The following is a 23,736-nucleotide window of genomic DNA, read 5'->3' as shown; positions in this document are numbered from 1 at the left end:
ACCAACTATAAATTATGTGCGGACGATACACTTTAACTACTTCAGGTCAAATCATCGCCGAATTCTTCAAACTGTCGGAAGTTCCCGACATTAAACCGCGATACAATATCGCCCCAACTCAATCAGTGGCGACAGTCACAGTTTCTCAAAAGCAAATGCAGCGACAGTTTCAATTTATGCGCTGGGGCTTGATTCCAAGTTGGGCAAAAGACATGAAAATGGGCAGCAAGATGATCAATGCGCGATCGGAAACTGTAGCCGAAAAACCTGCTTTTCGCAGCGCCATCAAGCACAGGCGATGTTTGATAGTCGCTGATGGTTTTTACGAATGGCAACAGCAGGGAAAGAACAAACAGCCTTACTATTTTCAAAAGGCAGACGGAGAACCTTTTGCTTTTGCCGGTTTGTGGGAAAATTGGGAGTCTCCAGAAAAAGAAAACATTGTATCTTGCAGTATAATTACTACCGCTGCTAACGAAACAGTGGAGCCGCTGCACGATCGAATGCCAGTGATTCTCCCCGACAGCGATTGGGAACAGTGGCTCGATCCTTCTGTTAAAAATGCTCAGGAAGTTTTGCCGCTGTTAAAACCGTATGCTTCCGAAGCCATGAAAGCAAAAGCGGTAAGTGCGATCGTCAACAGTCCAAGTAGAGACACTCCCGAATGTATTAGCGATCCGCAATAAATCATTGCAGCGGACAAAACCGAGATAGTTTGAGTTATGATCTAAAATGATGTTTGAGCTGTAGCTTTGGTTTTCTAAGGATCAGTTTAACTCAGTTGTTATTGGCTCAAACATTTTTTTAATCTTAACATCAGTTAGAAGACAAAAAATATGATCGGATACGTTACACTCGGTACCAACGATATTGAAACTGCCGCCAAGTTTTATGATGCTTTGCTTGCTGAAATTGGCGCTCGACGATTCATGGAATTCGACCAATTTATCGCATGGGGCGTTTCTATTGAGCAACCAGGACTTGCTATTACAAAACCCTTTGATGGTAACACAGCAACTGTTGGCAATGGAGTAATGATAGCTCTTCAAGTTGACAGTCCAGAAAAAGTCAACTTAGTTTATAACAAAGCGATCGAACTGGGGGCTAAGGATGAAGGACCGGCCGGACCAAGAGGAGTGTTGCCGGGGTTTTATGCGGGATATTTTCGGGATCTTGATGGGAATAAGCTGAACGTGTTTTGTATGATGGCGCCAAACATTTAAATTTTTTATTTTTGGTGAAGATCGCAGAAAAAAAGCTAGTTCCGATTATTAGCTATTAGTTATTAGTTATCAATCCATAAATAAGAGTTGATAGCTAATAACTAATAGCTAATTACTAATAACTAAATTAACTCTCGTACATCCGCGCTTCAGCGGCCTCGGGATTTTCCTCGCAATACTCGTCAAAAGCCGTTTTGTCAAGCTTCATCGATCGCTGGTGAGAAGCCTCAGCCTGCATTTCCTCTACAATATCCCACGCTACCGCGCACTCTCTAGAAGTAGCGCCTTTCTCGGCACAGATAGTTCTGGCATCCGCGATCGCCTGTTCGATTTCTTCCTCAAATAAAACACTTTTCGGTTTCTCGACAAAATCGCTTTTTGTCAAGATATCTGTGACCGAAATAATCCCCAGTAGCTCGTCCTTAATCACCGGCGCCCGGCGGATGCGGGTATTCGCGAACAACCTAGCGACATATTCCACACCCAAGTCAGGATTGACCGTAATGCACGGTTTGGTCATAATCTCGAAGACGCGGACTTTTTTCGGGTCTACTCCGTAGGCTGCTACTTTATAGACAATATCCGTTTCTGTCACTATGCCGTAGGCATCTTGTTCGTGGCGGCGTTCCACAATCAACGCACGCAAACACAAATCGTTCATCATCGCTACCGCTTCAGCTACAGTTGCCGAACCGCGAATAGTGACCACTTCTTTTGTCATAATATCTTGGGCTTTCATCATCATTTTTTATTCCTTCCCGCTGATAAAGTCTACTGGGTCCCGATTTGGGGCGGTCCATTTGATTGGTGATCATCATTAGGACTTACCCTCAGAAATCGGGTTTCTACCAAAATTTTGGGTTTAGTAACGAGAAATCCGGTCTAGCAACCAGGTTTCTGAGAAATCGTGCGATCGCAAACTAATCATAAAACCTTTAACGGCCATCGGGATGACAAATTGGCTCAAACAGCCCCTCGCTCCCCCGGAACCTCTGGAGTCCGCGATTTAGCGCTCAGACGGGGCTAGCGTGCGATTCTCCAAGCAAGAGTGAAGTATTGGGGCGATCAGATCCTTGAGCTGGTTCGACTCAGATTTTGCAGCCCTAGTCCCAAAGAAGCAAAAGTTAACACAAACTAAGCAAGTGCTTGCGCTCGCAGAGATCCCCGCCTCTGATAAACTTGATTGCTGGGAGTGCAAAAGAGCACAAGGCACGCATCAGCAGTTGGGAGGATCTAGTTCGTGGACAATGTAATCGGTTTAGAGATTATCGAAGTAGTTGAGCAGGCAGCCATCGCCTCCGCTCGCTTGATGGGCAAAGGCGAGAAAGATGAAGCCGACAGAGTGGCTGTAGAAGCCATGCGGGAGCGCATGAACAAAATTCATATGCGCGGCCGCATCGTGATCGGCGAAGGCGAACGCGATGACGCACCCATGCTTTACATCGGCGAACAAGTAGGTATTTGTACCCGCGAAGATGCCAAAGATGTCTGCAACCTAGATGAACTGATCGAAATTGACATCGCTGTTGACCCCTGCGAAGGTACTAACCTGGTTGCTTACGGTCAAAACGGTTCGATGGCAGTTTTGGCAATCTCTGAAAAAGGTGGTTTGTTTGCGGCACCGGATTTCTACATGAACAAATTGGCTGCTCCTGCGGCTGCTAAGAATCATGTAGATATTCGCAAAACGCCCACTCAAAACCTCAAAATTATCTCTGATTGTCTCGGCCGCAGTATTGAAGATTTGGTGGTGGTGGTCATGGATCGCCCCCGACACAAAGATTTAATTAATGAAATTCGGCAAGCGGGTGCAAGAGTTCGGTTGATCAGCGACGGCGACGTTTCGGCAGCGATTTCTTGCGCGTTTTCTGGTTCCAACATCCACGCACTTATGGGTATTGGCGCTGCACCCGAAGGTGTGATTTCCGCAGCAGCAATGCGCTGTTTGGGCGGTCACTTCCAAGGGCAGTTAATTTACGATCCGGCTGTTGTAAAAACTGGTTTGATCGGTGAAAGCAAAGAGAGCAATATCGCTCGACTTAATGACATGGGCATTACAGACCCAGACAAGATTTACAATGCTGAAGAGTTGGCATCGGGAGAAACAGTTCTGTTTGCAGCTTGCGGGATTACTCCCGGAACGCTGATGGATGGAGTTCGCTTCTTTGGTGGTGGCGCTCGCACTGAAAGTTTGGTAATTTCTTCTCAGTCGAAAACTGCTCGGTTTGTGGATACAATCCATATGTTTGACCAGCCGAAATCTTTGCAATTGAATTAGTGATTAGTTAGGGGTTAACAGTTAAATGTTAACAATTAACAGTTAAATGTTAACAGTCACCGATGATTAGCAATTAGCGATAAACTAAGAACTAATAGCAGGTGACTGTTAACAACTAAGAAAGAAATAGTGACAAATCACAGATATGAATATTGCAGTCGTAGGTCTCAGCCACAAAACAGCGCCGGTTGAAGTTCGCGAAAAACTGAGCATTCCAGAACAGAAAGTTGAAGCGGCGATCGCCCAATTGCGCGGCTACCCGCACATTCAAGAGGTTGCTATTCTCAGCACTTGCAACCGTTTAGAGATTTATATTGTTACCAGCGAGTCGGAACCTGGTGTGCGAGAGGTTATTCAGTTCCTTTCGGAATGCAGTAAAGTTCCTTTGCAGTCTTTGCGCCCTCACCTGTTTATTTTGCTGCACGAAGATGCTGTGATGCACTTGATGCGAGTGGCTTCTGGCCTCGACAGTTTGGTTCTCGGAGAAGGACAAATTTTGGCTCAGGTGAAACAAACTCACAAACTCGCCCAGCAGTACAAAGGTGTAGGCAGAATTTTAGAGCGCTTGTTCAAACAAGCTCTCACAGCAGGGAAGCGAGTTCGCACCGAAACTAGCATCGGTACTGGTGCAGTTTCGATTTCTTCGGCGGCGGCAGAATTGGCTCAAATGAAGGGTCAGCATTTACCAAGCAGCAAAATTGCGATTATCGGTGCTGGCAAAATGTCGCGGCTTTTGGTACAGCATTTGCTCTCAAAAGGAGCTAGCCATATTTCGATCGTTAACCGCTCTGTGCGGGGCGCCCTGGAGTTGGCCGGTCAGTTTAAAGATGCTGAATTGCACCTGTATCAGCTCTCGGAAATGATGCAGGTAATTGCCAGTTCTGACTTGGTTTTTACCAGTACGGCAGCTACCGAGCCACTGTTAAATAAAGCTAAATTGGAATCGGTTTTAGAACCGAATCGCCCTTTGATGTTGGTGGATATTTCTGTGCCACGCAACATTGATTCGGATGCGAACGAACTCGCTAATGTGCGATCGTTTAATGTGGATGACTTGAAAGCAGTGGTAGCTCAAAATCACGAAAGCCGTCGCAAAATGGCAATGGAAGCTCAGGGCTTGCTGGAACAGGAAGTAGAGGCTTTTGATCTCTGGTGGCGCAGTTTGGAAACTGTTCCTACTATTAGCTGTTTGCGGGATAAGATAGAATTGATTCGAGAACAAGAGTTAGAAAAAGCTTTATCGCGTCTGGGTTCGGAATTTTCGGAGAAACATCAAGACGTGATTGAATCTTTAACAAGGGGGATTGTGAATAAGATTTTGCACGATCCGATGGTACAGTTGCGGGCTCAGCAGGATATTGAGGCGCGGCGGCAAGCGATGCAAACTTTGCAAACACTGTTTAATTTGGATGTGGATGTCAATCAGCAGTACAGCTAGTTTGTCATTAGTCATTGGTCATTAGTCATTAGTCAGTTGACAGGAAAGCAGTTAGCCGTTGACAGGAAAGCAGGAGTCATATTATGTCGGGTCAATTACCATGAATAAAAATGCCTCCAACCCTTGCGGCAAAAGCATCGTTCGGGAGGGTAAATTGCTCGAACCTGATATCAGTTATCATTCAACCAATAGCTAATGACTAATAACTAATGATTAATAACTAATGACTAATAGGCGAATTTATCAAATAATGCTACTGATTGCGGGGCTATGGCTGGTTTTTGAACTTGCCTCCCGCATGGCGGCAGAAATTCTCTGGTTTCAGGAAGTTGGATATCTTCAGGTTTTTCTATTAAAGCTGAAAACTCAAGGGTTGCTGGGGACGATCGCAATTGCTGTTTCTTCTGTCTTTTTGCTCGGAAATTTGGCTTTAGCCCGCCGCCTGCAACATCCCGCAGAGGAAAGAAAATCGCCCGTTGTGGGGGCGCTATTCGCTTCACTGGGGGCGAACAACACGCGGAAGAATACCGGGAAGAATTACGAAATACCTGTTGCTAAATCCCCAATTACCTTTTCCTGGCTGCTGTTAGCAGTATTCGGATTGAGTTTGATCGCAACTTTGACAGTAATTCACTGCGGGCTGTTAGCTGCAAGCAGCATCACCTATTTCGGTATAGCTGACAATTTACCTGCGCCGCCCGTGGAGTTGGGAATAGAGTCAATCCAGCAAATAGGGGTGCAGCTATTTTCTCGCTGGTGGCAGTTGGGCTTGTTGCTGGGGACAATGTTAGCTGTGGTAATTAAGCCTGATTTTTGGCTGCGGGCGATCGCTTTTTTTCTCAGTTTGGCGATCGGGCTTATTGTCGCCAGTCGCTGGACAAATGTTTTGCAATATTTTCACCCTATTAACTTTAACACAACCGACCCTCTTTTCAATCAAAATATTAGCTTTTATGTATTTATTTTGCCCATCTTAGATTTGCTAGGATTCGGGCTGACAGTTGTATTTTTGTATAGTTTAGTATCTTGTGCTTTAACATATTTGCTGTCAGGAAATAGCCTGAGTCAAGGGATATTTTTGGGATTTTCTCGATCGCAGCAGCGTCACTTGTACGGGTTGGGTGCAGCTTTAATGCTAGCCATTGCATTCCGCTACTGGTTGGGGCGCTACGCATTGCTGTATTCGCGAGGAGACGTTACTTACGGGGCAAATTATGCTGACGTGACGGTGCGGCTACCCGTCTATGGATTTTTGAGTATTTTGGCGGGGGCGATCGCGCTTTTGATGCTGTGGCAGGTTTACCAATTCAAAATTAAAAATGAACTCATAAAAAAAATTCTTTTAGCATGGCTAACTTTAACTGTGGTGGGAGGTATGCTGCTGCCCGAAATTGTGCAGCAGCTCATAGTTCAACCCAACGAACTAGCACGAGAAAGGCCGTACATTCAGCGCAGCATAGCCTTTACTAAAGAAGCCTTTGATCTCAACAAAATTGAAATAAAAACATTCGATCCCGCCGGCAAACTTACTTATGCCGACTTAGAAAAAAATCAACTTACTATTAGCAATATCAGGCTGTGGGACAAGCGACCGCTGCTGCAAACAAACCGACAATTACAGCAAATTAGACCATATTATACATTTCCTGATGCCGATATCGATCGCTACACAATCAAAAATGAAAAAGCACAAAAGGGAGATTCGGACAGCCAACAAGTATTTCTGGCAGCCCGGGAATTAGATTACACAGCAGTTGCCCCCGAAGCTCAAACTTGGGTGAACGAACACCTAGTTTACACTCACGGTTACGGCTTTACTCTTTCTCCCGTAAACAGAGTCGGTGTCGGCGGTTTACCCGATTATTTTGTCAAAGATATTGGAGTTGCAGCCCAGAAAGGAGAGACTGCTTTGGAAGTCACTAGCGCTCAAATTCGGGCCAGTATTCCGATCGGCTACCCGCGAATTTACTACGGCGAAATCACCGATACAGACGCCATGACGCCCACAAAAGTCAAAGAATTTGATTATCCCAGCGGCGAAGAAAATGTTTACAATACTTACAAGGGTAGGGGCGGAATTGCGATCGGTTCAATATGGCGGCGCTGGCTGTTTGCTAATTATCTCAAAAATTGGCAAATGGCGCTCACCCGCAATTTTACGCCAGAAACTAAATTGCTGTACCGCCGAAATATTAACAAAAGAGTCCGGGCGATCGCTCCTTTTTTGCGCTACGATTCCGACCCGTATTTAGTAGTAGCAAACGCCAATCTTAGCAATGAGGACATAGAAAAAGAAAGGGAGGGAAATGGCAACAAGATTAAACCTTCACCCTCTGCTAATGATAAACATCCCAACTATCTTTACTGGATTATCGATGCCTATACAGCAAGTCCTCGCTATCCCTATTCTGACCCCGGAAATCATGAATTTAACTACATCCGTAACTCCGTAAAAGTAGTAATTGATGCCTACAACGGGTCTGTTGATTTCTACGTTGCCTATCCCTCCGATCCGATTATTAACAGTTGGATGGCTATCTTTCCCGGACTCTTCCAACCCCTAGACAAAATGCCTCCGGCTCTACGCAAACATATCAGATATCCAGTAGATTTGTTGAGCATTCAATCCGAACGCTTGCTAACTTATCATATGGAAGACCCGCAAGTATTTTACAATCGGGAGGATTTATGGCGAGTTCCCAATGAAATTTATGGCAGCGAACAGCAGCCCGTAGCACCGTATTATTTGATTACAAAACTGCCCACGGAAACAGCAGAAGAATTTATTTTGCTGCTCCCATTTACACCAGTAACTCGCAACAATTTAATTGCTTGGATTGCAGGGCGATCCGATGGTGGCAATTACGGAAAATTGCTGTTGTATCTGTTTCCCAAACAGCGATTAGTTTATGGCCCGGAACAAATAGAAGCTTTAATTAATCAAGATCCCGTTATTTCCGAACAAATATCTCTCTGGAGTCGCCAGGGTTCACAAGCAATTCAAGGAAACTTATTAGTAATTCCCATTGAACAATCTTTACTGTATGTGGAACCTCTTTACTTAGAAGCAGAGCGCAATAGTTTGCCAACTTTAGTCAGAGTTATTGCTGTCTACGAAAACCGCATAGTCATGGCAGAAAATCTTGAATTGGCACTCAAGGCACTTTTTCAGCAACCATCTACTACTAAACCGATCATTATTCGACCTGTAGAAGGAACAGCGCCAGCTTTAAATAGTGATTGATATCAATTCCGGTTACACTCCTCATGATTGTTGATTGTTGACTGTTAACTCTGGGTCGAAAAACTGAATGGTTGAGTGTTAAGTGTTGACTCAATTTTATTATTCCCATACCAGCGAAAATGATATAAATTACTGGGATTTCTGTTTGTTAGCAGCCTTAATATCCTGCCACCATACATCGACATAGCGCCACATCAATCTCTCGTCTCCTCCAAAATCTAGTTTCACTGTCACCTCATAACGGTTAATATGCGTGAGTTCGCCTGTTTTGCCATTCAAATACAATTGTTTGGGATTGTCGGTGATAATTTCTACCCTTTGATTCAACAGTGGCAGCATCTGGGTAGAAGAAGCATGAAACGGATTTTTGCCTTTGATCACATAGCCACCAATCAAAAATAAGTACATTGAATCCAGAAAAAATCCTGTACATAAACCCACCATTACCAGTGTTTTTTGTTGTGAAAAACTGGTATAAACGCTCGTATATCCTACGATCATAGTTCCAAAAAACAACAAATTTGGCAGGTACAGCCCATCTTCCAGAAACACGCTACCAAAAAACCTGAGGGCTATCTGAAAACCACATAATGCAGCCACCCAACTCCAGCCAGTTAGCAACAATGCAGATAGTAGCCAATTCATACCAATTCCGGTTGCACCGGAATTATGGTTGACTGTTGACTGTTGACTGTTACCTCGGGGTCGAAAAACTGAATGGTTGAGTGTTAACTGTTGACTCGATTTTATTATTCCGATGCAACCGGAAACGATATTATTGCTAGAGTAAAGGCGATCGCCATTGCTATTGCCCCAAGTGGTGCTGCATAATCGTACTATCTGAAAGGAAGAAGAACAAAAAATACTAAAGCATAAGCAAAACCCGCAAAAGCCAGTGCTAATCCACTAATTATTTCATTCCCGTTCAGCATGGCGATGGATTTTTAGAACACTAAAGTGAAGCCTTCATCTTCTGTTGTGATAGTAGCCGTTGAAAATTCCCAGCCGACTAAGGCCAGAAATTCTAACCCTAGGGTGCGCCACAAGAACCTTACCGCTATATTTAGGGGAGCGAACTAATTTGTGAATCAAGCGTGCGATCGCAGTTTCCGAAGGTGCGAGATTAACGATGACCGAATGCACAAGTCAGCCGGATCTGAAGGTAGAATTTTCAGACAACCAGATTATTTAGGGTCGATCGACTTAACAAATTGTTGTACAGGCTGCGGTAGAGCCGGCACAAAAGTTTTTCTAAAACCCCTAACATCGAACACTCGCCACAAAATACCCACCGCTACCGTCAAGAAAAATAACGCTCCCAAAAAATTGAACACAGTAGACAGAAAACCGCTGTTCCTTTTTTTCGGAGGTGTAATATGTTTAATGCGATATACAGCCGGCTCGTAATCTTTCGACTCCTCGCGACTGCGCCGCGGCGTTTTGGGGCGCGAACTCGCACTGCGCTTCTCAGTCAAACCCGTTTTATTAGTTTTAGTAAAACTGCTGGCCGACTTCAATTCAGAAGCGCCGCGGGTTCCCGTTAACTTGCTAGCAGAAGCCCCCGTTTGGCCCACAGCAGCATCCTGAATTCTGCTGTTAGGGCGCTGAGCCGATTTGCGTTCGGCGAGGGTACGCATCAAACTTTGCAATTGCTGAGTCGCCGCCGGCGGGCGTTCCCCTTTCCTGGCCCAATTTAACAGCATCGCCCCGGTAATCCCGCAGAGATTCGTAGCACCTACAGAAGCCAGCCGCTTCAGCAGAGGCTGGCTGTTGGAGACAAAAATCACCAATGCCTCCGGGTGTTCGGTCGCCAAACCGTAAACGCACTGAGCCGTAGCCACTACTAGCATTGCTGGCTTGCTTTGATTTTTGATCGAAGGTTCGAGAGCTCGGTGTGTTTCCTGAGCGTCAGTTGCAATCCAGCCACTGTCGGCAAAAAATCGCATAAACTCTCTAGCTACTTGCTCTTGATCTTTTTCCACGGCCTGCCCTGTCAGACGATCTATTTCGTCGTACACTACTTCCGGGATATAGCAAGTTCCCACCTTGGCATATTCTTGCCAAACTTGGGTTCTGCCAGCCATTAAAACATCTGCATCAAAAGTTACCAATAAAGGAGGAAGTTGATTAGCCATGACTTTATCCTATAGGCTCAGATAAGTTATTTAAACTTAATCGATCAAGTTTAAACAAATTTTGGGATATAAAAAAATCAACTTTTGGTAGTAGATAAATTGCCCAGGGCGGGGGTCTTAATTGGAAATTAGTAGTTAGGAACCCGATCGCCCTTCAGTTCTCCAGTTCGATCGGTCAATTCCTAGATTCCACTAATTTACCGCAACCCAAGAGCCTATTACCAAAGATGCCAAACTACTGTTAGTTCCCGATGCCCAGACGGCCAGCCAAAGCTGGAGTCAACGGCAACAGGGCAGCAATCATCAAGAACAAAGCTAGCAAACCCAAAGCCGCGCGAGCGTCGTCAGGCTCAGTCAGCTCGTTGAGGCTGGGCCGTTCCAGATTCCGCTGTAAAATCAGAATCACGATCGCCCAATACAGAGCCAAAGGATTAACCAAAGAAACGATAGCCAGCACCACAAAAGTCGCCAAAGTAGTGCGACTGGCTATTTTCCGACCGTAGATGGCTTGCACGATTCTACCCCCGTCCAACTGTCCCGCCGGCATCAAATTAATCGCCGTTATTACCAAGCCCAACCAACCTATAACTACCAGCGGGTGAACGTCAACAATCTGCTGCTGCAACGCCGAACCCAAAACCACTTTTGCCAAAGTTCCCACCAAAACTGAGCCCTTGAAAAATTCTGCGGGAATTTGAAACAAACTGCCGGGGTGAGACAGCAGCAAACCCGTTACCAGCATTAGCAGAGAAACTATACCCCCAGCCGCTGACCCGGCAAAAGCGATGTCAAACAAAACTTTACGGTTGGGCAGCAGCGACTCAAAACGGTCGATCGCTCCAAAACAACCTATCTGCAAAGTTGGTATAAAAAACGGCCAACTCAAGCCAACCTTGTACCGATTTGCCAGCACTCGGCGAGCAATTTCCCCAGAGCCTAAAACCGCCCAAATTCCTACTGCAATTGGCAGAACTTCTAGATATCTAGTCGGCGAGTTAAAGAAATCGAAACCTAGCAGCAAACCGCCTGTCTCTAAGCTAGTAGCAATTGTTGCCAGCAGCAGCACGACTGCTAGGATTTTTTGAGATACGGTAGTTGGCTGCGGGTCGTTGGTGCTGGGCAAGATAATAACTACTGGCTTGTCGTCCTGATTTTCTACTAAAAATAGGCGGTAGCGATCATTTAATCTTTCTTCCAAACTTGCCGTCAAACGTGAGTGTACTTGTTCTGGGTCTCCCCGGAGATTACCTTTGAGAATTACCCCATCTTGATAAGGAATTGTTTCTGTGGCAAAGAAAGTATCAATGCCAAAGATGCCTTTAATTGTTTTGAGGTCTTCAACTGGAACGGGAATTATTTCTGATTCCTTATTCGCAGGCGAGGATGTCACGATCTTAATGGTTTCTGGGCCTGGTGTTCCCTGGGAGTCAGGGGCCGAGAAAGCATCGCTTTGGGACTTTACCTCAGCAGCATCCGGGCGCGGCAGCACTGCATCCGATGCAGCCTTACGCAATTGCCGACCCAGATAAATGTATAATCCCGTGGATGCCACCAGCAGCAACAATACCGCAACTAGATTGAGGTAAATCCCTGCGGCGAACAAACCAAAGAACAGCAGCCAGGGACTCATCAACGCAACAGACTGCAACCAAGCCAAAATTCCCAGTTTGCCAAAAGGTCTGGCGCGATAAAATCCCCAACCTAGAATTCCCACAGCAACCAATACGAGCGCAATTGTTGCCGTATTTTCCGATGCAACTATAGGCATTCCGGTTGCTTGCGCCCATAGGGGCTTTAATCGGTCGATCGCGCTGCGGTCGAGTAATAGCATTAAATTTTGGGGAATATGAAATAGAGTTGTTGGGAACATATCCAAACCTATCGGAAACTAGCCTGATTACTAAGGATAACCCCTGAGGGCTACTCGGCCCACAACCTGCTGCTGGTGCTGTTTGAACATCGCAGGATCTAGGCTATTGACACAATAGACTTTTTATGATACCACATCGGCTGTGCCAAACATATACTCAGAAGCGTAGCAGTGTCGATCGCCCAGAAGCGGGCAGATTGGCCCAGGTTTGGCAGGCGGGGCTTTTTTAAGGATTTGTTTCGGATTCGGGCATCGGAAACAAATCCGAAGCAAATAAGATATCAGTCGCTCTTTCCTTGGTGGTAGAAAAGTGCTGAAACCCTTGATATCATTAAATTTTGTGTAACGGGTACGGCAGGACTTGAACCTGCGGCTCGCTGCTTAGAAGGCAGCTACTCTATCCAACTGAGTTACGCACCCAAGTCAAAAATGGCTAACAAGATTATTGTATCGGTGCAGTGTGCGATCGAGCAAGTAAATTATATGATGACTTACCCAGAAACCACTTTGATGTAGAAAAAGACGGCGTGGAGCGCGATGGCTGGGAAAAAAACCAAGGTGATGAGAGTGCCTGTGCGTCCTCTTCCTGTATCTCACCCAAGCTGGAGCGACTCACCTGCAAACAGCACACTTGTAAATTTACCATCCAAACTAGGTAGGACGTGAACTCGGGTAAAGTATTTAGAGGTCGAGTACAAACCAAAATATTTGGTCGATCGCATCTCTCCCCAAATTAAGACGGAACTCAGACAGCACAAGAGTCACAGGTGCTTTTTCCCCGATTTCTATTGGTTATGGTAACATCCCCTAGTGGCAAAGCCTAAAACGCTGACCACATTAGCGAAAAACCAGAGCTCGTCCCCTCATTTTAGGTATGAGTTGAGACAGAATGACTAATTGGCTGATGTTTAGTTATGTTTGCTAACATTCTGCTCGACTTGATATTTGAGAAAAATGTGGTAGAACTATGATTGAAAGACTCAGGTGAAAATCCCTGATGGTACGGAGCCTCTATGTAAGCTTCCTCTACGGCATCAAAGCAAAACAGTCAATCGCCTGCTCGGCATGAGCGCGAAAATCAAACGTTGCCAGTACAGCAGTCGTAAATTGTGCGCGGGGGATTTTCCTTCGTGCATTGATTTATAGGCCCAGGCTGAGAGACTATCTCAGCTCAGATATTTGTTAGCATTTGTTAGCAAAAAAGTATCGGAACGCTTGAGGAGAGAACCATCTCTGGGTGATCAGGAGCAATCCTGCTAATTTAAGTGGACTCGCTGAATCAAGAATCCCCTCGCCTTTAGGCATGGGGAGTGTCAAAAGCACAGCACCTCGGCCATGACAGGAGTCAAATCGCAGTGTCATGTTTATTCTGAAACGGCAGGATGTTGAAATAACCAATTTTCAACACCCAAAACGGGATCAACAAATTCCCATTCTCAATTATCAGGGGCAGACTTTTCGCCTGATCAGCGCCTTTAACGGCAAGCAAGCAGAAGACGCCAGAGCCTTGTGGCGGGACTTAACCGACAACCGAGGCAAAGCCTGTGTTCTGCTAGAAGAGCCGGAGAGATATAGCGTCTGGGGAAAAGTCCGTTTAGATCAGCTTGCGGGTGAAGAACCGGCAAGTAATGAAGCAACCAAAGCACCGCTGTTCGCGCAGGGTTGTCTGCTACTGCTTCAAGCTGTTTACTTCGATGTAGAAGACCTCTTAGGCGCAAGGCAAGCCACATCGTTTCAGAAAGATATCGCCAAGGTATTTCAGCAGGGAAAGTTCCCCCAGGCAGACTCCCCTGATGCGATCAAAAATTGGCTAACCGTTAGTCCCTTGCAAAATCACAAGGTGCCTCCTTGGCAAGAGCAGCATCTCAAAACCTTATTGCAAGAACTCCACCGTTTGGGGAAATCATATTTTGGCAATACGGACTTCGCTGAGGGAGTCAGCGATGTGCTGCAAGATATGCCAGCCCCGGATCGGACTCAGTTTCTAGATTGGCTGAAACAATCAGCCCTCAACAAATTGTGGATCGCAGGATAGAAAATCTGTGACAATTGCTCAGACAATTGGACTGAGATAATTGAGCTTAGATAATTGCACTGTAGGGGGTAGGTGATATACAGGTTGGATTGCCAACTTGTATTGACCAACTAAATTGTTGATTCGGTTTGGAGGCCACCTATGGTCTGGCAATTTAACTAAGTTTCGAGCGCAGTCCCCACCCAGAATTATTGATATGAGTGGGGGAGTGTGAAAGCAAAAAAACAGATACCTCAACCTTTGATGGTAGAATTTCAGAGATAGATTGGGTACTGTACAAACCTTAAGGGTAAAGACATATACCGTATTTCTATCATTATATTTCCGGGTACAAGATCGACTAACAACTAATTGATTGAATTAGTAAATAGATATTATTCTTGCTTAGTCTTTCTAGAGTGTACAAGGGCCAACGTCCCGACGACACACTGAGGACGCCAGTTATTCCGGAAGCGTCAGAGCAAGGTTTTTTAAGGTTTTTTGGCGAAAGAATCCTCATCTCCAATCAAAGATTGAGATGGGGTGCGTTCAACCGCTAGTTAGGTCTCGTGGAATCCCTATGAGTAGCACTTCAGAAAAGTCATCTACATCTTCATCTTTACTGTCAGCTCAGACCCTAGTGATTGCGGGCATTGTCTGGGCTGTAATGGCGTTGCTGTTCTTTTTGCTGTTCAGCGTCCCCCTCTCAGCAGAAGAGGGTTTACCTCTTTGGTACTCGATCGGCACTTATATTTTTGAATGTGGAGCATACTTGGGAGCGGCTTTAGTCTGTTTTAGAAACTGGCAAAGCCCCCACATGGTCAGTGGGCGCAACGTCTGGCTGGGCATAGGTCTGGGGATGCTCTTCTATTTCATAGCCGGCGTGCTGTTCGGGATTTGGGAACTCTATTTCGGGTTAGACCCGGACGTGTCTCCAGCAGATGCCTTTTATCTGGGCAGCTATGTGGTCCTGATCGGTGGCATGGTTGTAGCTGTGACTTCCAAGCGACTGAATCTAGAAATTTGGCAGTGGGGTTTGTTAGCGGGAATTGCAGCCTTCGGGATTGCTGTAGCTATATGGGTTGCTGCACCTGACTCTTGGAGGGTCCAGCTAGGAATGGCTCCGGCAGCCACTCAAGAAGTAGTGACAGAATCTGAAGCAGCAACCACTGCCACAGGAACAGCGCCTGCTTTGGAGAATTCGTCCAAGTTAGAGGCACAAACAGCAGCGACCGAGGGTGCATCAGAACCCGAAGAAGAAGCACAAATCAAAGCTCCGGGATGGGTGATGGCACTGGACAAGCAACTGGCGCCTCACAAAAATGCCATTAATTTGTTTTACATCGTCGGGGACGTTTTTCTGCTAATTATTGCTACTGCACTGCTGCTGGCGTTTTGGGGAGGACGTTTTTCCCAATCTTGGAGAATGATTGCGGCTGCAACTTTTTCGCTTTACATCGCAGATATGTACTTTAAATGGCGCGATACTCAGGCTGAGGGTAGTTATCAAAGCGGCAGTTTGCTGGAAGTCTTTTTTGTTTTCAGCGCCATCCTGTTTGGGATTGGAGCTATCTTGGAACATGACATCTCAACCCGCTCTCGTCAGAGCAGGCGCAGTCGTCGCGCAGCGTAGCGATTAGAGATTGGGGTTGCTTTGGCAAGCGATGGGGACGCGAAAGCTTCTTTGCCCTTGTCGGCATCTCTAAGCTTGAAATCGAAGATGAAAAATCACAGTTCCCTGACTGCTAGCCTGCGTCTTTTCACATCTTTTTGCTGGAAAACTTGGCATGACGCCTACAAAACTCTCCGATTCAGACAAACGCGAACTCATCAGGCTGTACCGACAGTCCAACGAGAATACTATCACTCTGGCAAAGCGCTACGGAGTGAGCAGTTCCACTGTGAGGCGCATCCTTCAGGGGGCTTTGTCGGAGCCGGAATACGAATCTTTAGTCCAGCAAAAACAAAAGCGTTTGTCCGATCGCACCAGTGTTTCTGAACCGACAGAGGCGACTGTTGAATTGTCGGCACATGGCGAAACCGATCCTGTAGGTGTCCCGCTATCCGAGTCAGTCCCAGTCCGTCAGTCAGCCTCAAATTCGAGACCGACGATCCGAAAGCGTTCTGGAGCAGTCCCTGAACCAGTTGCAGAACTCGAAATTCAAGGAAATGTAGAGTCTGATTTGGATGTTTCTGATCTGCAAGATGCCCAAGCACCCAATCTTGCCGATCAGAGCCACCCCGCTGTTGTGACTGGTGAACTAAACGCTATGCTGCCAGCAGAAGGGCTGCTGGCAGGTGAAGATTTTAGCGATTTCGAGGACGACGATGAGGATGAGGAGGATGAAGACGATTTAGATGACGACTTCGACGAAGATGTAGAGCATGAAGACTCTCTGTTTGAAGGCAGTCTCCTGGGTTCACTATCGTCGGAGTCGATCCTCTTCGAGGGCTTCGCTAACGAGCTTCGGGGTACAGGACTGATTCAAGTTTTGCCTTTAAGCGAAGCATCTCTGCCCAAAATCTGCTATTTAGTAGTCGATCGGGCAGCGGAGTTAATCACTAGACCTCTAAAAGCTTTTGGCGAACTCGGTCAAATTCCGCCAGCAGAAATTCGCGAGAAAACCCTAGCAGTGTTTGACAATCACCGAGTGGCCCGCCGATTTGCTACTCGCAATCAAAGAGTTTTCAAGATTCCTGACAGCAGTATGCTGCAAAAAGCAGCACCTTATTTGCGAGCTAAGGGAATTACTCGGCTGCTGATTGAGGGTCACGTATATTCCGTCTAAGGGATTAAATCTATTTAATATTGTACGGTGTCGGATTCTTCTGGATTGGCCGGAAATTTACGACGAGAGTTTTGGGAATCTGAAAGGTTCCACAGCGGTTGCAGTAGCGCACCTCCAATCAGTCCTGCACTAATGCTCATTGCCAATACTACTCCTACGGGCAGTTGTATCGATTTAAAAAAAATAAAGTTTAAGGATACTGGGGCGGCGTTCTGGACTGAGATAATGGCGATCGCGCTTGCTAAAATTGCTACTAAAAAACTAATGGCGACCAGAGGAATTGTTTTCATAAAATGGTTGACAGGCTAATAATTTACCCTATAAGCTGTTGTGCATTTAAATTGTATTTTGATGGCGGGCAGGATGCCCACCCCACAAGAGTGAAAATTTATTTGACCAGGCAATTTAAAGGCGGATTAGCTTATAGTTGTTTGACAATCTAAATCTGTGTAAAATTTTTATGTTTTCCAACATACCATTATTTAATAATATACAATAAAATGAGGCAAAAAGTCAAGTAGATGCGGAAAAAATTGAGAAAATTTTAATTAATTAAGAATTAAAAATAAATAAATTTACCAATCCCAAACTTTAACAAATCCACGTGTATTGCAAATATATAACGAGCTGACCATTATCGATGATTAATGTTCAGATGATCTGCAAGAGTTATCAAAAAGATGTGAGGTGCTCTGCGGGCACCTCACAATCTCAAGCGGTAGAGAAAAACCCCGCGTTGGAATAGGTGGAAATTTAAACAGGTTCTAACTGAGAAATTACCTTTTCCATGTGTTCGGCAACTTTGGTTTCTTTTTCCACAGAATTGGTTTCCATGTAAACGCGCATCAAAGGTTCGGTTCCCGAAGGCCGCAGCAGTACCCAGCCGCCGTCTTCTAAATAAAGTTTAATCCCGTCTTTGCGGCCGATTTCCTTAACGCGGATACCTGCTACTTCTGTGGGGGGATTCTTGGTAAAAGATTCCAAAACGGCTGCTTTGTGGGCTTCTTCTAGGTGCAAGTCCAAGCGCTTATTGTACAGGGGGCCGTCGGCTTCTTTAATGACTTCTTCAACGAGCTGAGAAAGCGGTTTCCCTTCATAGGCGATCGCCTCAGCAACTAGCATATCAGCCAAAATCCCGTCTTTTTCGGGAATGTGACCCAAAACGCTCAAACCGCCAGATTCTTCGCCACCGATGAGCACCGCAGTTTCCCGCATTTTTTCGCCGATATATTTAAAACCGACTGCGGTTTCGTAAATTGTTAAACCGTACTTGGCGGCCAAATTGTCCAGCAAGTGGGTAGTTGCGACTGTACGGACGATCGCCCCAGTCAAACCTTTATTCTTAACCAAGTGACGCGCCAGCAGCAACAGGACGGTGTTTGGAGTCAAGACATTTCCCAACTCGTCAACAATACCAAAGCGATCGCTGTCGCCATCCGTAGCCAAACCCAAATCCGCCGCATCCTTCTTAACAGCTTCCACCAACTCAACTAACTGTTCGCCCTTGGGTTCCGGCATTCCGCCACCAAACAGCACATCGCGGTAGGTGTGAAAACTTTCGACATCGCAGCCGCAGTGTTCCAAAACGCCGTCAAGATAGCCGCGAGAAGTCGAATAAAGGGCGTCGTATTTCACCTTTAACTTAGCAGAGCGAATCCGCTCCACATCGATCAAAGTATAAAGAAACTTCAGATATTCGGGTTTCGGGTCAAAAGTGGAAATTTTATCGTTGTGACTGCCTTTGGCTGGGGCATCAGAAGCACCAGCAATATTTGCCACAATTGTATCCGTAATTTCCGGGGTGGCCGGCCCCGCGTAGTCGGGGATGTATTTGATGCCGCAGTAAGGTGCGGGATTGTGGGAAGCAGTGAACATCAGGGCTCCTGCGGAGTTGAGATGCTTGGCGCTGTAAGCGATGACTGGTGTGGGGCAATCTCGATCGACCACTTTCACCGTCCATCCCAAATCAGCCAATACTTCCGCTGAGGTGCGGGCGAACTCGTCTGCCAAAAAGCGCGTATCGTAGGAGACTAGAACTGGGCGGTCTTTTGTGTAAGCGGTTTCTAGGTAACTGGCGATCGCCCGGGTGACTTTTCGCACGTTGGCAAAAGTAAAGTCATGGGCAATCAGTCCCCGCCACCCATCGGTTCCAAACTTGATTTCTGTTGAATTGCTGCTAGCGCTCATTTTATCCACTTCCTCTCGTCCTATTCATCCTACCCGAAGGCATAGCCTTAAAGACCTAGTGGCCATGCTGTTTTTGAGGAGCGATCGCCAGTGGGGCCCGCCTCAACTTAATCCTAGGGTTGTAGCGCCAGGCTTCCGCCTCCTGCAGGACTCGAACAAGTCAGAGTTGGCAAAATATGCGAGCGATCGGGCTCGTCAGTCGCTAATTCCGGTTTTGAAGGGTAGTTTGCCGATCGAAGCGATGACGATCTATTGCGGGCGATTCCCTACGGGATAGCTTCGCTTCACGAGGAAGCTAAAAAACTGATCGCAAAAAACCACACTGGCAATGGCAGTAACGAAATGCACATAAATCTGATTCTAACCTCAAATTTAATTTTTTATTTAGAAAAGCCGAGCGTTAAATTTGTTAGGGTTTCCTAACAATCGCCAGACTCAAAATACATTTCTAATTCAGCTATAGAAATCAATTAACCAACGTCACCGCTCGATCCTGCTGTAGCCTAGCTTCTTTAAGAAACGAGGGCATCTACCAAAGCGCTCCAAAACAAAGATAAGGTATTTCAAGCAGTAGTTTTTTTGAGGCAGACTTGAATTTAATTATCAGATTTTAAGACAAATTAAATTTCTTTCTAGCTCTCTTGATAGGTCAACCAAATAAATTAGGGTTGCGATCACAGAATGACTGTGATCCCTCGCACAATCAATAACGTTATTAACGTGCAGCTTATAAAAGATGCAGGAAGTAGAGCCAAATGGCTTATACCTTTAAGCACAATTGCGGATGACTGTCAGCGTACAAATCCAGAAAATTGTAGTTAACAACGTTAAAAAGTAGGGGAATTGATCGGGTGCGGCTTAATAAAAAAACGAGGTTAATCATGACGGGTATTTCACAAATATATTCAAAATCTTTACCTGCAGCCGACGAAATTCAACATGGCGACAGTCTGGCGCCCGAAGGTATTAGCGGATTGGAGACTGACAAACTCCCAGAGGCTAAAAGCGTCAGCGTTTCTTCTTTCGCTGTTAGCTGGGCCAAAAAATATTACAGTACAGTTGCCGCACGAGAAAACCAAGCCCCGCGACAAATTCCCCAAAGCCCAGAGTTAACTAATTTTGAGGGGAATCGACCCCAAATAGTTGACAAATTGACAGATACCCTGAAATTAGCGAGCGAGATAGCTTGGAGTAGAGTAGAAGCTCTTTTAGGGGAACAAATAGAGCGGCACGGGATCGATCAAAGCTTAATTAATTCTTTAGAAATTGCCGGCGATTCTCGCACGTTATATCGGAAAGCAATAGATGCTTATGCCGATAGAGAACCTATTTTCCGCTTGTCAGTGCTGGTGGGAAAAGATCTTATCAAAGTGAGGCGAAAATACTCAGACACAGATCCGTTAGTGCTGGGATTTGTGACGGTGAAGTTTCAATACATTAGCAAAATTTTGTTAGGATGTCTTTCGGAGTCAGAGAGAGCAGAATTTGCACCATACTTAAAAGTTGTAGATGACTACCTACACATTCCCTACGGAGAGATTAACGAGGCGGCGGCGAATCAGCCCCCGAATTCAAGAGCTTTATTAGCAGTTCAGCATTTGTTGCAGCAAACGACTCAGATTGCCAGTGCAGTGTACGATCGCGCTAGTTTCCAGCATCAAGGATACCGCAGCAGCAGCGGTTATTTGAGCGATCGAGAGGTAAAAATTTCTGGTATCCGGGATGTAGAGATTTTTCAAAGCTATTTGTGCTGGTGCGTTTTGGAAGGTAGCATTCATCCGGTACAGCAAGAATTGTTTCCCATTTGCGTGATGTTGTATCCGAAACTTCATGTAAGTTGGGAGTTAGTGCAGGATATGCTGCTGATTTTGTTTTGGGAAATATGCGAGCGACTTCCTGCTGAAGATTTAACGATATTTTTACCTTACTTGCGTACTTTGACAGAGATGTTTTCCAGGGATGTGTTTGATAATTAGGTAATTGCTAATTGGTAATTGCTTCAAAATTTACCAGTTGTTTATTTAAAACTAAAAGCTGCGACTGCCAAACATCCCCAACCGACAATAAAAGCAACTCCTCCCACAGGGGTAATGGCACCCAGCCATTTGATGTCGCTCAAACTCAGGGCGTACAAACTCCCTGAAAAGATGATTGTGCCGGCAATAAAAGCCCATCCAGCCACTGCAAAAAAGGTTTGAGAGTCTTGGGCGCGGCTCAAGAGTAAAGCGACGAGTAATAGAGCCAGGGCATGATACATTTGATATCGGGCGCCGGTCTCAAAAATTGCTAAAGCCCGATCGCTCAATTGATTTTTCAAAGCGTGGGAGGCGAAAGCACCGCCTGCAACGGATAAACCTCCGAATACGGCTGCCGCTGCTATAAAAATGCGAATTAAAATTAGCGTTGACATAATATTTATCTAATTGGGCAGAAGGAAGAAGGAAGACGGAAGAAGGAAGAAGGAAGAAGGAAGACGCAAGAAGGAAGAAGGAAGACGCAAGAAGGAAGACGGAAGAAGGAAGAAGGAAGAAGGAAGAAGGAAGACGGAAGAAGGAAGAAGGAAGACGGAAGAAGGAAGACGGAAGAAGAAAAAATATCTAATTGTTGATATCGAAGGTGCAGGGTGCGAGCCTTACTTGTCATTGCCAGTGTCAGCGAACCAATCGCACAGTATGGAGGTGCACTTGCGTAACTTTGGTAAGGGAAGGTGCGCGGGGCGCACCCTAGGTTTATGATAAATTATCTTTTTGGCAGATATTTTTAACCTATTTCCGCACAGCTTCCAGCAAGCGAGAATAGTAAAAGCTAGTGCTAGTCATCGCTGTTCTGTTAATAACAAAACCATTGTTTTCTAAGATTTTGATAACATCAGCTTCGCGGTGCTGGTAAGCGCGGGTAGTTTTGCTCGGGCCGGGGAAAAGTTCGCCAAATTTTTTGAGGGCGGTGAGTGCTAAAGTTTTGGGGGCAAAACTAAGAATTAGTCGCGATTCGGCGATCGAACTTAGGTGAGCGATCATTTCTGCCGCCTTATTTTGAGGATAGTGGATTAGCACATCCAAACAAATCACTGTGTGGAATTTGCCGGTTAAAGCTTCCAAATCTTGGGCGGCGAAGGAGATGTTGTAGAGCTTGCCGGGAACTGCTGTCGATCGATCGTAAGCTTCTGCTACCATCTTTTCAGAGATATCGCTAGCGCAAACAATTGCCCCAGCCTCAGCCAGAGGAATGCTCAGAGAGCCTACACCGCAGCCAGCATCGCAGACACACAGCCCGCGCAAATTTCCGTCAGCTTGCAGCCATTCGATGACTGTATCCACCGTTTTCTGGTGCCCGGTGCGGATGTCTAGCTGAACTTTATTGACTTTCCCGTCACCGTAAATTCGCTGCCAGCGATCGAAGCCCGTCGAGTTAAAATACTGTCTAACTATAGTCTTGTCGTCTACCAAATTCATCGATTTGCCTGCTGCTGAGTTATTGCCAACGGTTAAATATTATAAAGCCGCAGCAGCCGCTATTGTTGACCGAAAGTAATTTAGTCCGGGGCCCCCGATTTATCAGTGGGGTCAGTTCTTCACTTTTCAATTTTCAATTATAAAATCTAAAATCTAAAATCTAAAATCTAAAATCTAAAATCTAAAATCTAAAATCTCTTAACACTCCCCACCCCATAAAATTGAGTTAGATTTATTGATACGGGCGATCGCAACTCCAACAATCCCGAATTGAGACACTTATTCAATAAAAATCGAGTGGCAGCCGATCGCCCATTTGATCGATGATTTTAATCAGCCCTAACTTTTAAAAATATGGTGCTACAAGATCATTTCCACCCGCCGCTGTCTGTGCGCCGTCACTGGCACGCCTTTCACAATGCCTGGGCGACTTACATTGCATCCGATTTGAATGCAAAATTACCCGCAAATTACTTTGCCGAACCCAATGTGCAGTTTGGGATTGAAATTGATGTAGCAGCTTTTGAGGAACCTCTACCAGAGTTTGATTGTCCAGAGACGGTAATTCGTTTGCCAATAGATTTCCCAAACAATTGGATGTCACCCCCAGCCCAAACCGTGCCTTTTCTAACTGCGGCGGAAACCGTGCAAGTCAGTATTTTTAACACTGAAGCCGGCCCGGTATTAGCCGGTGCAATTGAATTAGTAAGTCCGGCCAACAAAGATCGTTCTACTCATCGCAGTGCTTTTGTTTCTAAGTGCGAGACGTATTTGCGCCAGGGAATTGGGTTGATAATAGTTGATGTCGTCACGGGAAGGAAGGCCAATCTTCATAATGAATTGTTAGCCCGTCTGACGGGAGCAAGCCCTTCGCCCTTGGACGCTGACCTCTATGGTACAGCTTATCGAGCGATCGAGCGAGACGGCCACCCATGCCTCGATATTTGGCAGGAAAAACTGGCTGTGGGCTGCGCGCTTCCTGCTTTACCGTTGTGGCTGCGGGGCGAGATTTGCTTGGCTGTGGAATTAAATAATATTTACGATCGAACTTGCCGAGAGCACCGAATTGCTGTTAGCAGCGCTTAGCGTATAGCAGAAGGAAGAAG

Annotated in this window: 20 protein-coding genes and 1 tRNA gene; 12 read left to right on the top strand and 9 right to left on the bottom strand. The window is 45.8% G+C overall.

Annotation, left to right across the window (positions count from 1 at the left end; translation table 11 throughout):
- The first annotated feature begins 14 nt into the window (after window positions 1-14).
- Together D0A37_RS22630 and D0A37_RS22625 are read left to right on the top strand one after the other, a co-directional pair.
- On the top strand, window positions 15-686 hold the full coding sequence (locus D0A37_RS22630) for an SOS response-associated peptidase (RefSeq protein WP_242717737.1): 672 nt from the start codon (window positions 15-17) through the stop codon (window positions 684-686).
- A 150-nt stretch (window positions 687-836) separates the two neighbouring features.
- The gene (locus D0A37_RS22625; protein ID WP_006631472.1) at window positions 837-1,223 is read left to right on the top strand and encodes a VOC family protein; all 387 of its coding nucleotides are present in this window, start codon (window positions 837-839) and stop codon (window positions 1,221-1,223) included.
- 127 nt (window positions 1,224-1,350) lie between these two features.
- Here the strand turns inward: D0A37_RS22625 and D0A37_RS22620 are convergent, their stop codons facing one another.
- Window positions 1,351-1,968 carry a CP12 domain-containing protein gene (locus D0A37_RS22620; RefSeq protein ID WP_242717735.1) on the bottom strand — a complete coding sequence of 206 codons (618 nt, stop codon included), beginning with the start codon at window positions 1,966-1,968 and terminating at the stop codon, window positions 1,351-1,353.
- Window positions 1,969-2,463: 495 nt separating this feature from the next.
- Here D0A37_RS22620 and glpX point away from each other — a divergent pair, with 495 nt between their 5' ends.
- From glpX to D0A37_RS22605, 3 genes are all read left to right on the top strand, one after another.
- A complete protein-coding gene (glpX, locus tag D0A37_RS22615; RefSeq protein WP_242717733.1) occupies window positions 2,464-3,501 on the top strand; it encodes a class II fructose-bisphosphatase in 1,038 nt (345 codons plus the stop codon).
- A 145-nt stretch (window positions 3,502-3,646) separates the two neighbouring features.
- A complete protein-coding gene (locus tag D0A37_RS22610; protein WP_242717730.1) occupies window positions 3,647-4,939 on the top strand; it encodes a glutamyl-tRNA reductase in 1,293 nt (430 codons plus the stop codon).
- Window positions 4,940-5,162: 223 nt separating this feature from the next.
- Window positions 5,163-8,183, top strand: a complete 3,021-nt coding sequence (locus D0A37_RS22605; RefSeq protein WP_242717728.1) for a UPF0182 family protein — start codon at window positions 5,163-5,165, stop codon at window positions 8,181-8,183.
- Between the two features lie 129 nt (window positions 8,184-8,312).
- Here D0A37_RS22605 and D0A37_RS22600 read toward each other — a convergent pair whose 3' ends face one another.
- From D0A37_RS22600 to D0A37_RS22585, 4 genes are all read right to left on the bottom strand, one after another.
- Complete coding sequence (locus D0A37_RS22600; protein ID WP_242717726.1) at window positions 8,313-8,828, bottom strand: hypothetical protein; 516 nt, start codon at window positions 8,826-8,828, stop codon at window positions 8,313-8,315.
- Between the two features lie 539 nt (window positions 8,829-9,367).
- A complete protein-coding gene (locus tag D0A37_RS22595; RefSeq protein WP_242717724.1) occupies window positions 9,368-10,318 on the bottom strand; it encodes a hypothetical protein in 951 nt (316 codons plus the stop codon).
- 241 nt (window positions 10,319-10,559) lie between these two features.
- Window positions 10,560-12,086, bottom strand: coding sequence for a site-2 protease family protein (locus D0A37_RS22590; protein ID WP_445242558.1), 1,527 nt, complete (start codon window positions 12,084-12,086; stop codon window positions 10,560-10,562).
- 448 nt (window positions 12,087-12,534) lie between these two features.
- Window positions 12,535-12,608, bottom strand: a tRNA-Arg gene (locus D0A37_RS22585).
- 940 nt (window positions 12,609-13,548) lie between these two features.
- Here D0A37_RS22585 and D0A37_RS22580 point away from each other — a divergent pair.
- The 3 genes from D0A37_RS22580 (at window position 13,549) to D0A37_RS22570 (ending at window position 16,991) form a co-directional block, all read left to right on the top strand.
- Window positions 13,549-14,223 (top strand): Npun_F0813 family protein, encoded by a 675-nt coding sequence (locus D0A37_RS22580; protein ID WP_242717720.1) that lies wholly within the window; start codon window positions 13,549-13,551, stop codon window positions 14,221-14,223.
- A 559-nt stretch (window positions 14,224-14,782) separates the two neighbouring features.
- Window positions 14,783-15,835: a hypothetical protein gene (locus tag D0A37_RS22575; protein WP_242717718.1), complete on the top strand. Its 1,053-nt coding sequence runs from the start codon at window positions 14,783-14,785 to the stop codon at window positions 15,833-15,835.
- 154 nt (window positions 15,836-15,989) lie between these two features.
- Entirely contained in the window at window positions 15,990-16,991 is a 1,002-nt protein-coding gene (locus D0A37_RS22570; protein WP_242717717.1) for a hypothetical protein, read from the top strand.
- Between the two features lie 14 nt (window positions 16,992-17,005).
- Here D0A37_RS22570 and D0A37_RS22565 read toward each other — a convergent pair whose 3' ends face one another.
- Window positions 17,006-17,281, bottom strand: a complete 276-nt coding sequence (locus D0A37_RS22565) for a LapA family protein (protein ID WP_242717715.1) — start codon at window positions 17,279-17,281, stop codon at window positions 17,006-17,008.
- 463 nt (window positions 17,282-17,744) lie between these two features.
- Entirely contained in the window at window positions 17,745-19,178 is a 1,434-nt protein-coding gene (locus tag D0A37_RS22560; RefSeq protein ID WP_242717713.1) for a phosphoglucomutase/phosphomannomutase family protein, read from the bottom strand.
- A 64-nt stretch (window positions 19,179-19,242) separates the two neighbouring features.
- On the opposite strand from D0A37_RS22560, the gene D0A37_RS22555 reads away from it, so the two are divergent.
- Window positions 19,243-19,455 carry a hypothetical protein gene (locus D0A37_RS22555; RefSeq protein WP_242717711.1) on the top strand — a complete coding sequence of 71 codons (213 nt, stop codon included), beginning with the start codon at window positions 19,243-19,245 and terminating at the stop codon, window positions 19,453-19,455.
- Window positions 19,456-20,059: 604 nt separating this feature from the next.
- Window positions 20,060-21,154: a hypothetical protein gene (locus D0A37_RS22550; protein WP_242717709.1), complete on the top strand. Its 1,095-nt coding sequence runs from the start codon at window positions 20,060-20,062 to the stop codon at window positions 21,152-21,154.
- Between the two features lie 41 nt (window positions 21,155-21,195).
- Here the strand turns inward: D0A37_RS22550 and D0A37_RS22545 are convergent, their stop codons facing one another.
- Window positions 21,196-21,588, bottom strand: a complete 393-nt coding sequence (locus D0A37_RS22545; RefSeq protein ID WP_242717707.1) for a DUF423 domain-containing protein — start codon at window positions 21,586-21,588, stop codon at window positions 21,196-21,198.
- 13 nt (window positions 21,589-21,601) lie between these two features.
- Between D0A37_RS22545 and D0A37_RS22540 the strand changes: the two genes are divergently transcribed.
- Complete coding sequence (locus D0A37_RS22540; RefSeq protein ID WP_242717705.1) at window positions 21,602-21,913, top strand: hypothetical protein; 312 nt, start codon at window positions 21,602-21,604, stop codon at window positions 21,911-21,913.
- Between the two features lie 30 nt (window positions 21,914-21,943).
- On the opposite strand, the gene bchM is transcribed toward D0A37_RS22540, so the two are convergent.
- Window positions 21,944-22,630 carry a magnesium protoporphyrin IX methyltransferase gene (bchM, locus tag D0A37_RS22535; RefSeq protein ID WP_242717704.1) on the bottom strand — a complete coding sequence of 229 codons (687 nt, stop codon included), beginning with the start codon at window positions 22,628-22,630 and terminating at the stop codon, window positions 21,944-21,946.
- A 354-nt stretch (window positions 22,631-22,984) separates the two neighbouring features.
- Here bchM and D0A37_RS22530 point away from each other — a divergent pair, with 354 nt between their 5' ends.
- Window positions 22,985-23,716: a DUF4058 family protein gene (locus tag D0A37_RS22530; RefSeq protein ID WP_242717703.1), complete on the top strand. Its 732-nt coding sequence runs from the start codon at window positions 22,985-22,987 to the stop codon at window positions 23,714-23,716.
- Window positions 23,717-23,736: the final 20 nt, after the last annotated feature.

The organism is Microcoleus vaginatus HSN003 (assembly GCF_022701255.1).
Lineage (GTDB): Bacteria > Cyanobacteriota > Cyanobacteriia > Cyanobacteriales > Microcoleaceae > Microcoleus > Microcoleus vaginatus_B.
Note: the sequence above shows the minus strand (reverse complement) of the source record. Positions and strands in the feature narration are given on the sequence as shown.

What these genes read in the sequence shown, in the direction of transcription:
- D0A37_RS22630 (WP_242717737.1), top strand. Translation starts at nt 15, where the DNA reads ATGTGCGGACGATACACTTTAACTACTTCAGGTCAAATCATCGCCGAA.
- D0A37_RS22625 (WP_006631472.1), top strand. Translation starts at nt 837, where the DNA reads ATGATCGGATACGTTACACTCGGTACCAACGATATTGAAACTGCCGCC.
- D0A37_RS22620 (WP_242717735.1), bottom strand. Translation starts at nt 1,968, where the DNA reads ATGATGATGAAAGCCCAAGATATTATGACAAAAGAAGTGGTCACTATT.
- D0A37_RS22610 (WP_242717730.1), top strand. Translation starts at nt 3,647, where the DNA reads ATGAATATTGCAGTCGTAGGTCTCAGCCACAAAACAGCGCCGGTTGAA.
- D0A37_RS22605 (WP_242717728.1), top strand. Translation starts at nt 5,163, where the DNA reads ATGACTAATAGGCGAATTTATCAAATAATGCTACTGATTGCGGGGCTA.
- D0A37_RS22600 (WP_242717726.1), bottom strand. Translation starts at nt 8,828, where the DNA reads ATGAATTGGCTACTATCTGCATTGTTGCTAACTGGCTGGAGTTGGGTG.
- D0A37_RS22595 (WP_242717724.1), bottom strand. Translation starts at nt 10,318, where the DNA reads ATGGCTAATCAACTTCCTCCTTTATTGGTAACTTTTGATGCAGATGTT.
- D0A37_RS22590 (WP_445242558.1), bottom strand. Translation starts at nt 12,086, where the DNA reads ATGCCTATAGTTGCATCGGAAAATACGGCAACAATTGCGCTCGTATTG.
- D0A37_RS22580 (WP_242717720.1), top strand. Translation starts at nt 13,549, where the DNA reads ATGTTTATTCTGAAACGGCAGGATGTTGAAATAACCAATTTTCAACAC.
- D0A37_RS22575 (WP_242717718.1), top strand. Translation starts at nt 14,783, where the DNA reads ATGAGTAGCACTTCAGAAAAGTCATCTACATCTTCATCTTTACTGTCA.
- D0A37_RS22570 (WP_242717717.1), top strand. Translation starts at nt 15,990, where the DNA reads ATGACGCCTACAAAACTCTCCGATTCAGACAAACGCGAACTCATCAGG.
- D0A37_RS22565 (WP_242717715.1), bottom strand. Translation starts at nt 17,281, where the DNA reads ATGAAAACAATTCCTCTGGTCGCCATTAGTTTTTTAGTAGCAATTTTA.
- D0A37_RS22560 (WP_242717713.1), bottom strand. Translation starts at nt 19,178, where the DNA reads ATGAGCGCTAGCAGCAATTCAACAGAAATCAAGTTTGGAACCGATGGG.
- D0A37_RS22555 (WP_242717711.1), top strand. Translation starts at nt 19,243, where the DNA reads ATGCTGTTTTTGAGGAGCGATCGCCAGTGGGGCCCGCCTCAACTTAAT.
- D0A37_RS22550 (WP_242717709.1), top strand. Translation starts at nt 20,060, where the DNA reads ATGACGGGTATTTCACAAATATATTCAAAATCTTTACCTGCAGCCGAC.
- D0A37_RS22545 (WP_242717707.1), bottom strand. Translation starts at nt 21,588, where the DNA reads ATGTCAACGCTAATTTTAATTCGCATTTTTATAGCAGCGGCAGCCGTA.
- bchM (WP_242717704.1), bottom strand. Translation starts at nt 22,630, where the DNA reads ATGAATTTGGTAGACGACAAGACTATAGTTAGACAGTATTTTAACTCG.
- D0A37_RS22530 (WP_242717703.1), top strand. Translation starts at nt 22,985, where the DNA reads ATGGTGCTACAAGATCATTTCCACCCGCCGCTGTCTGTGCGCCGTCAC.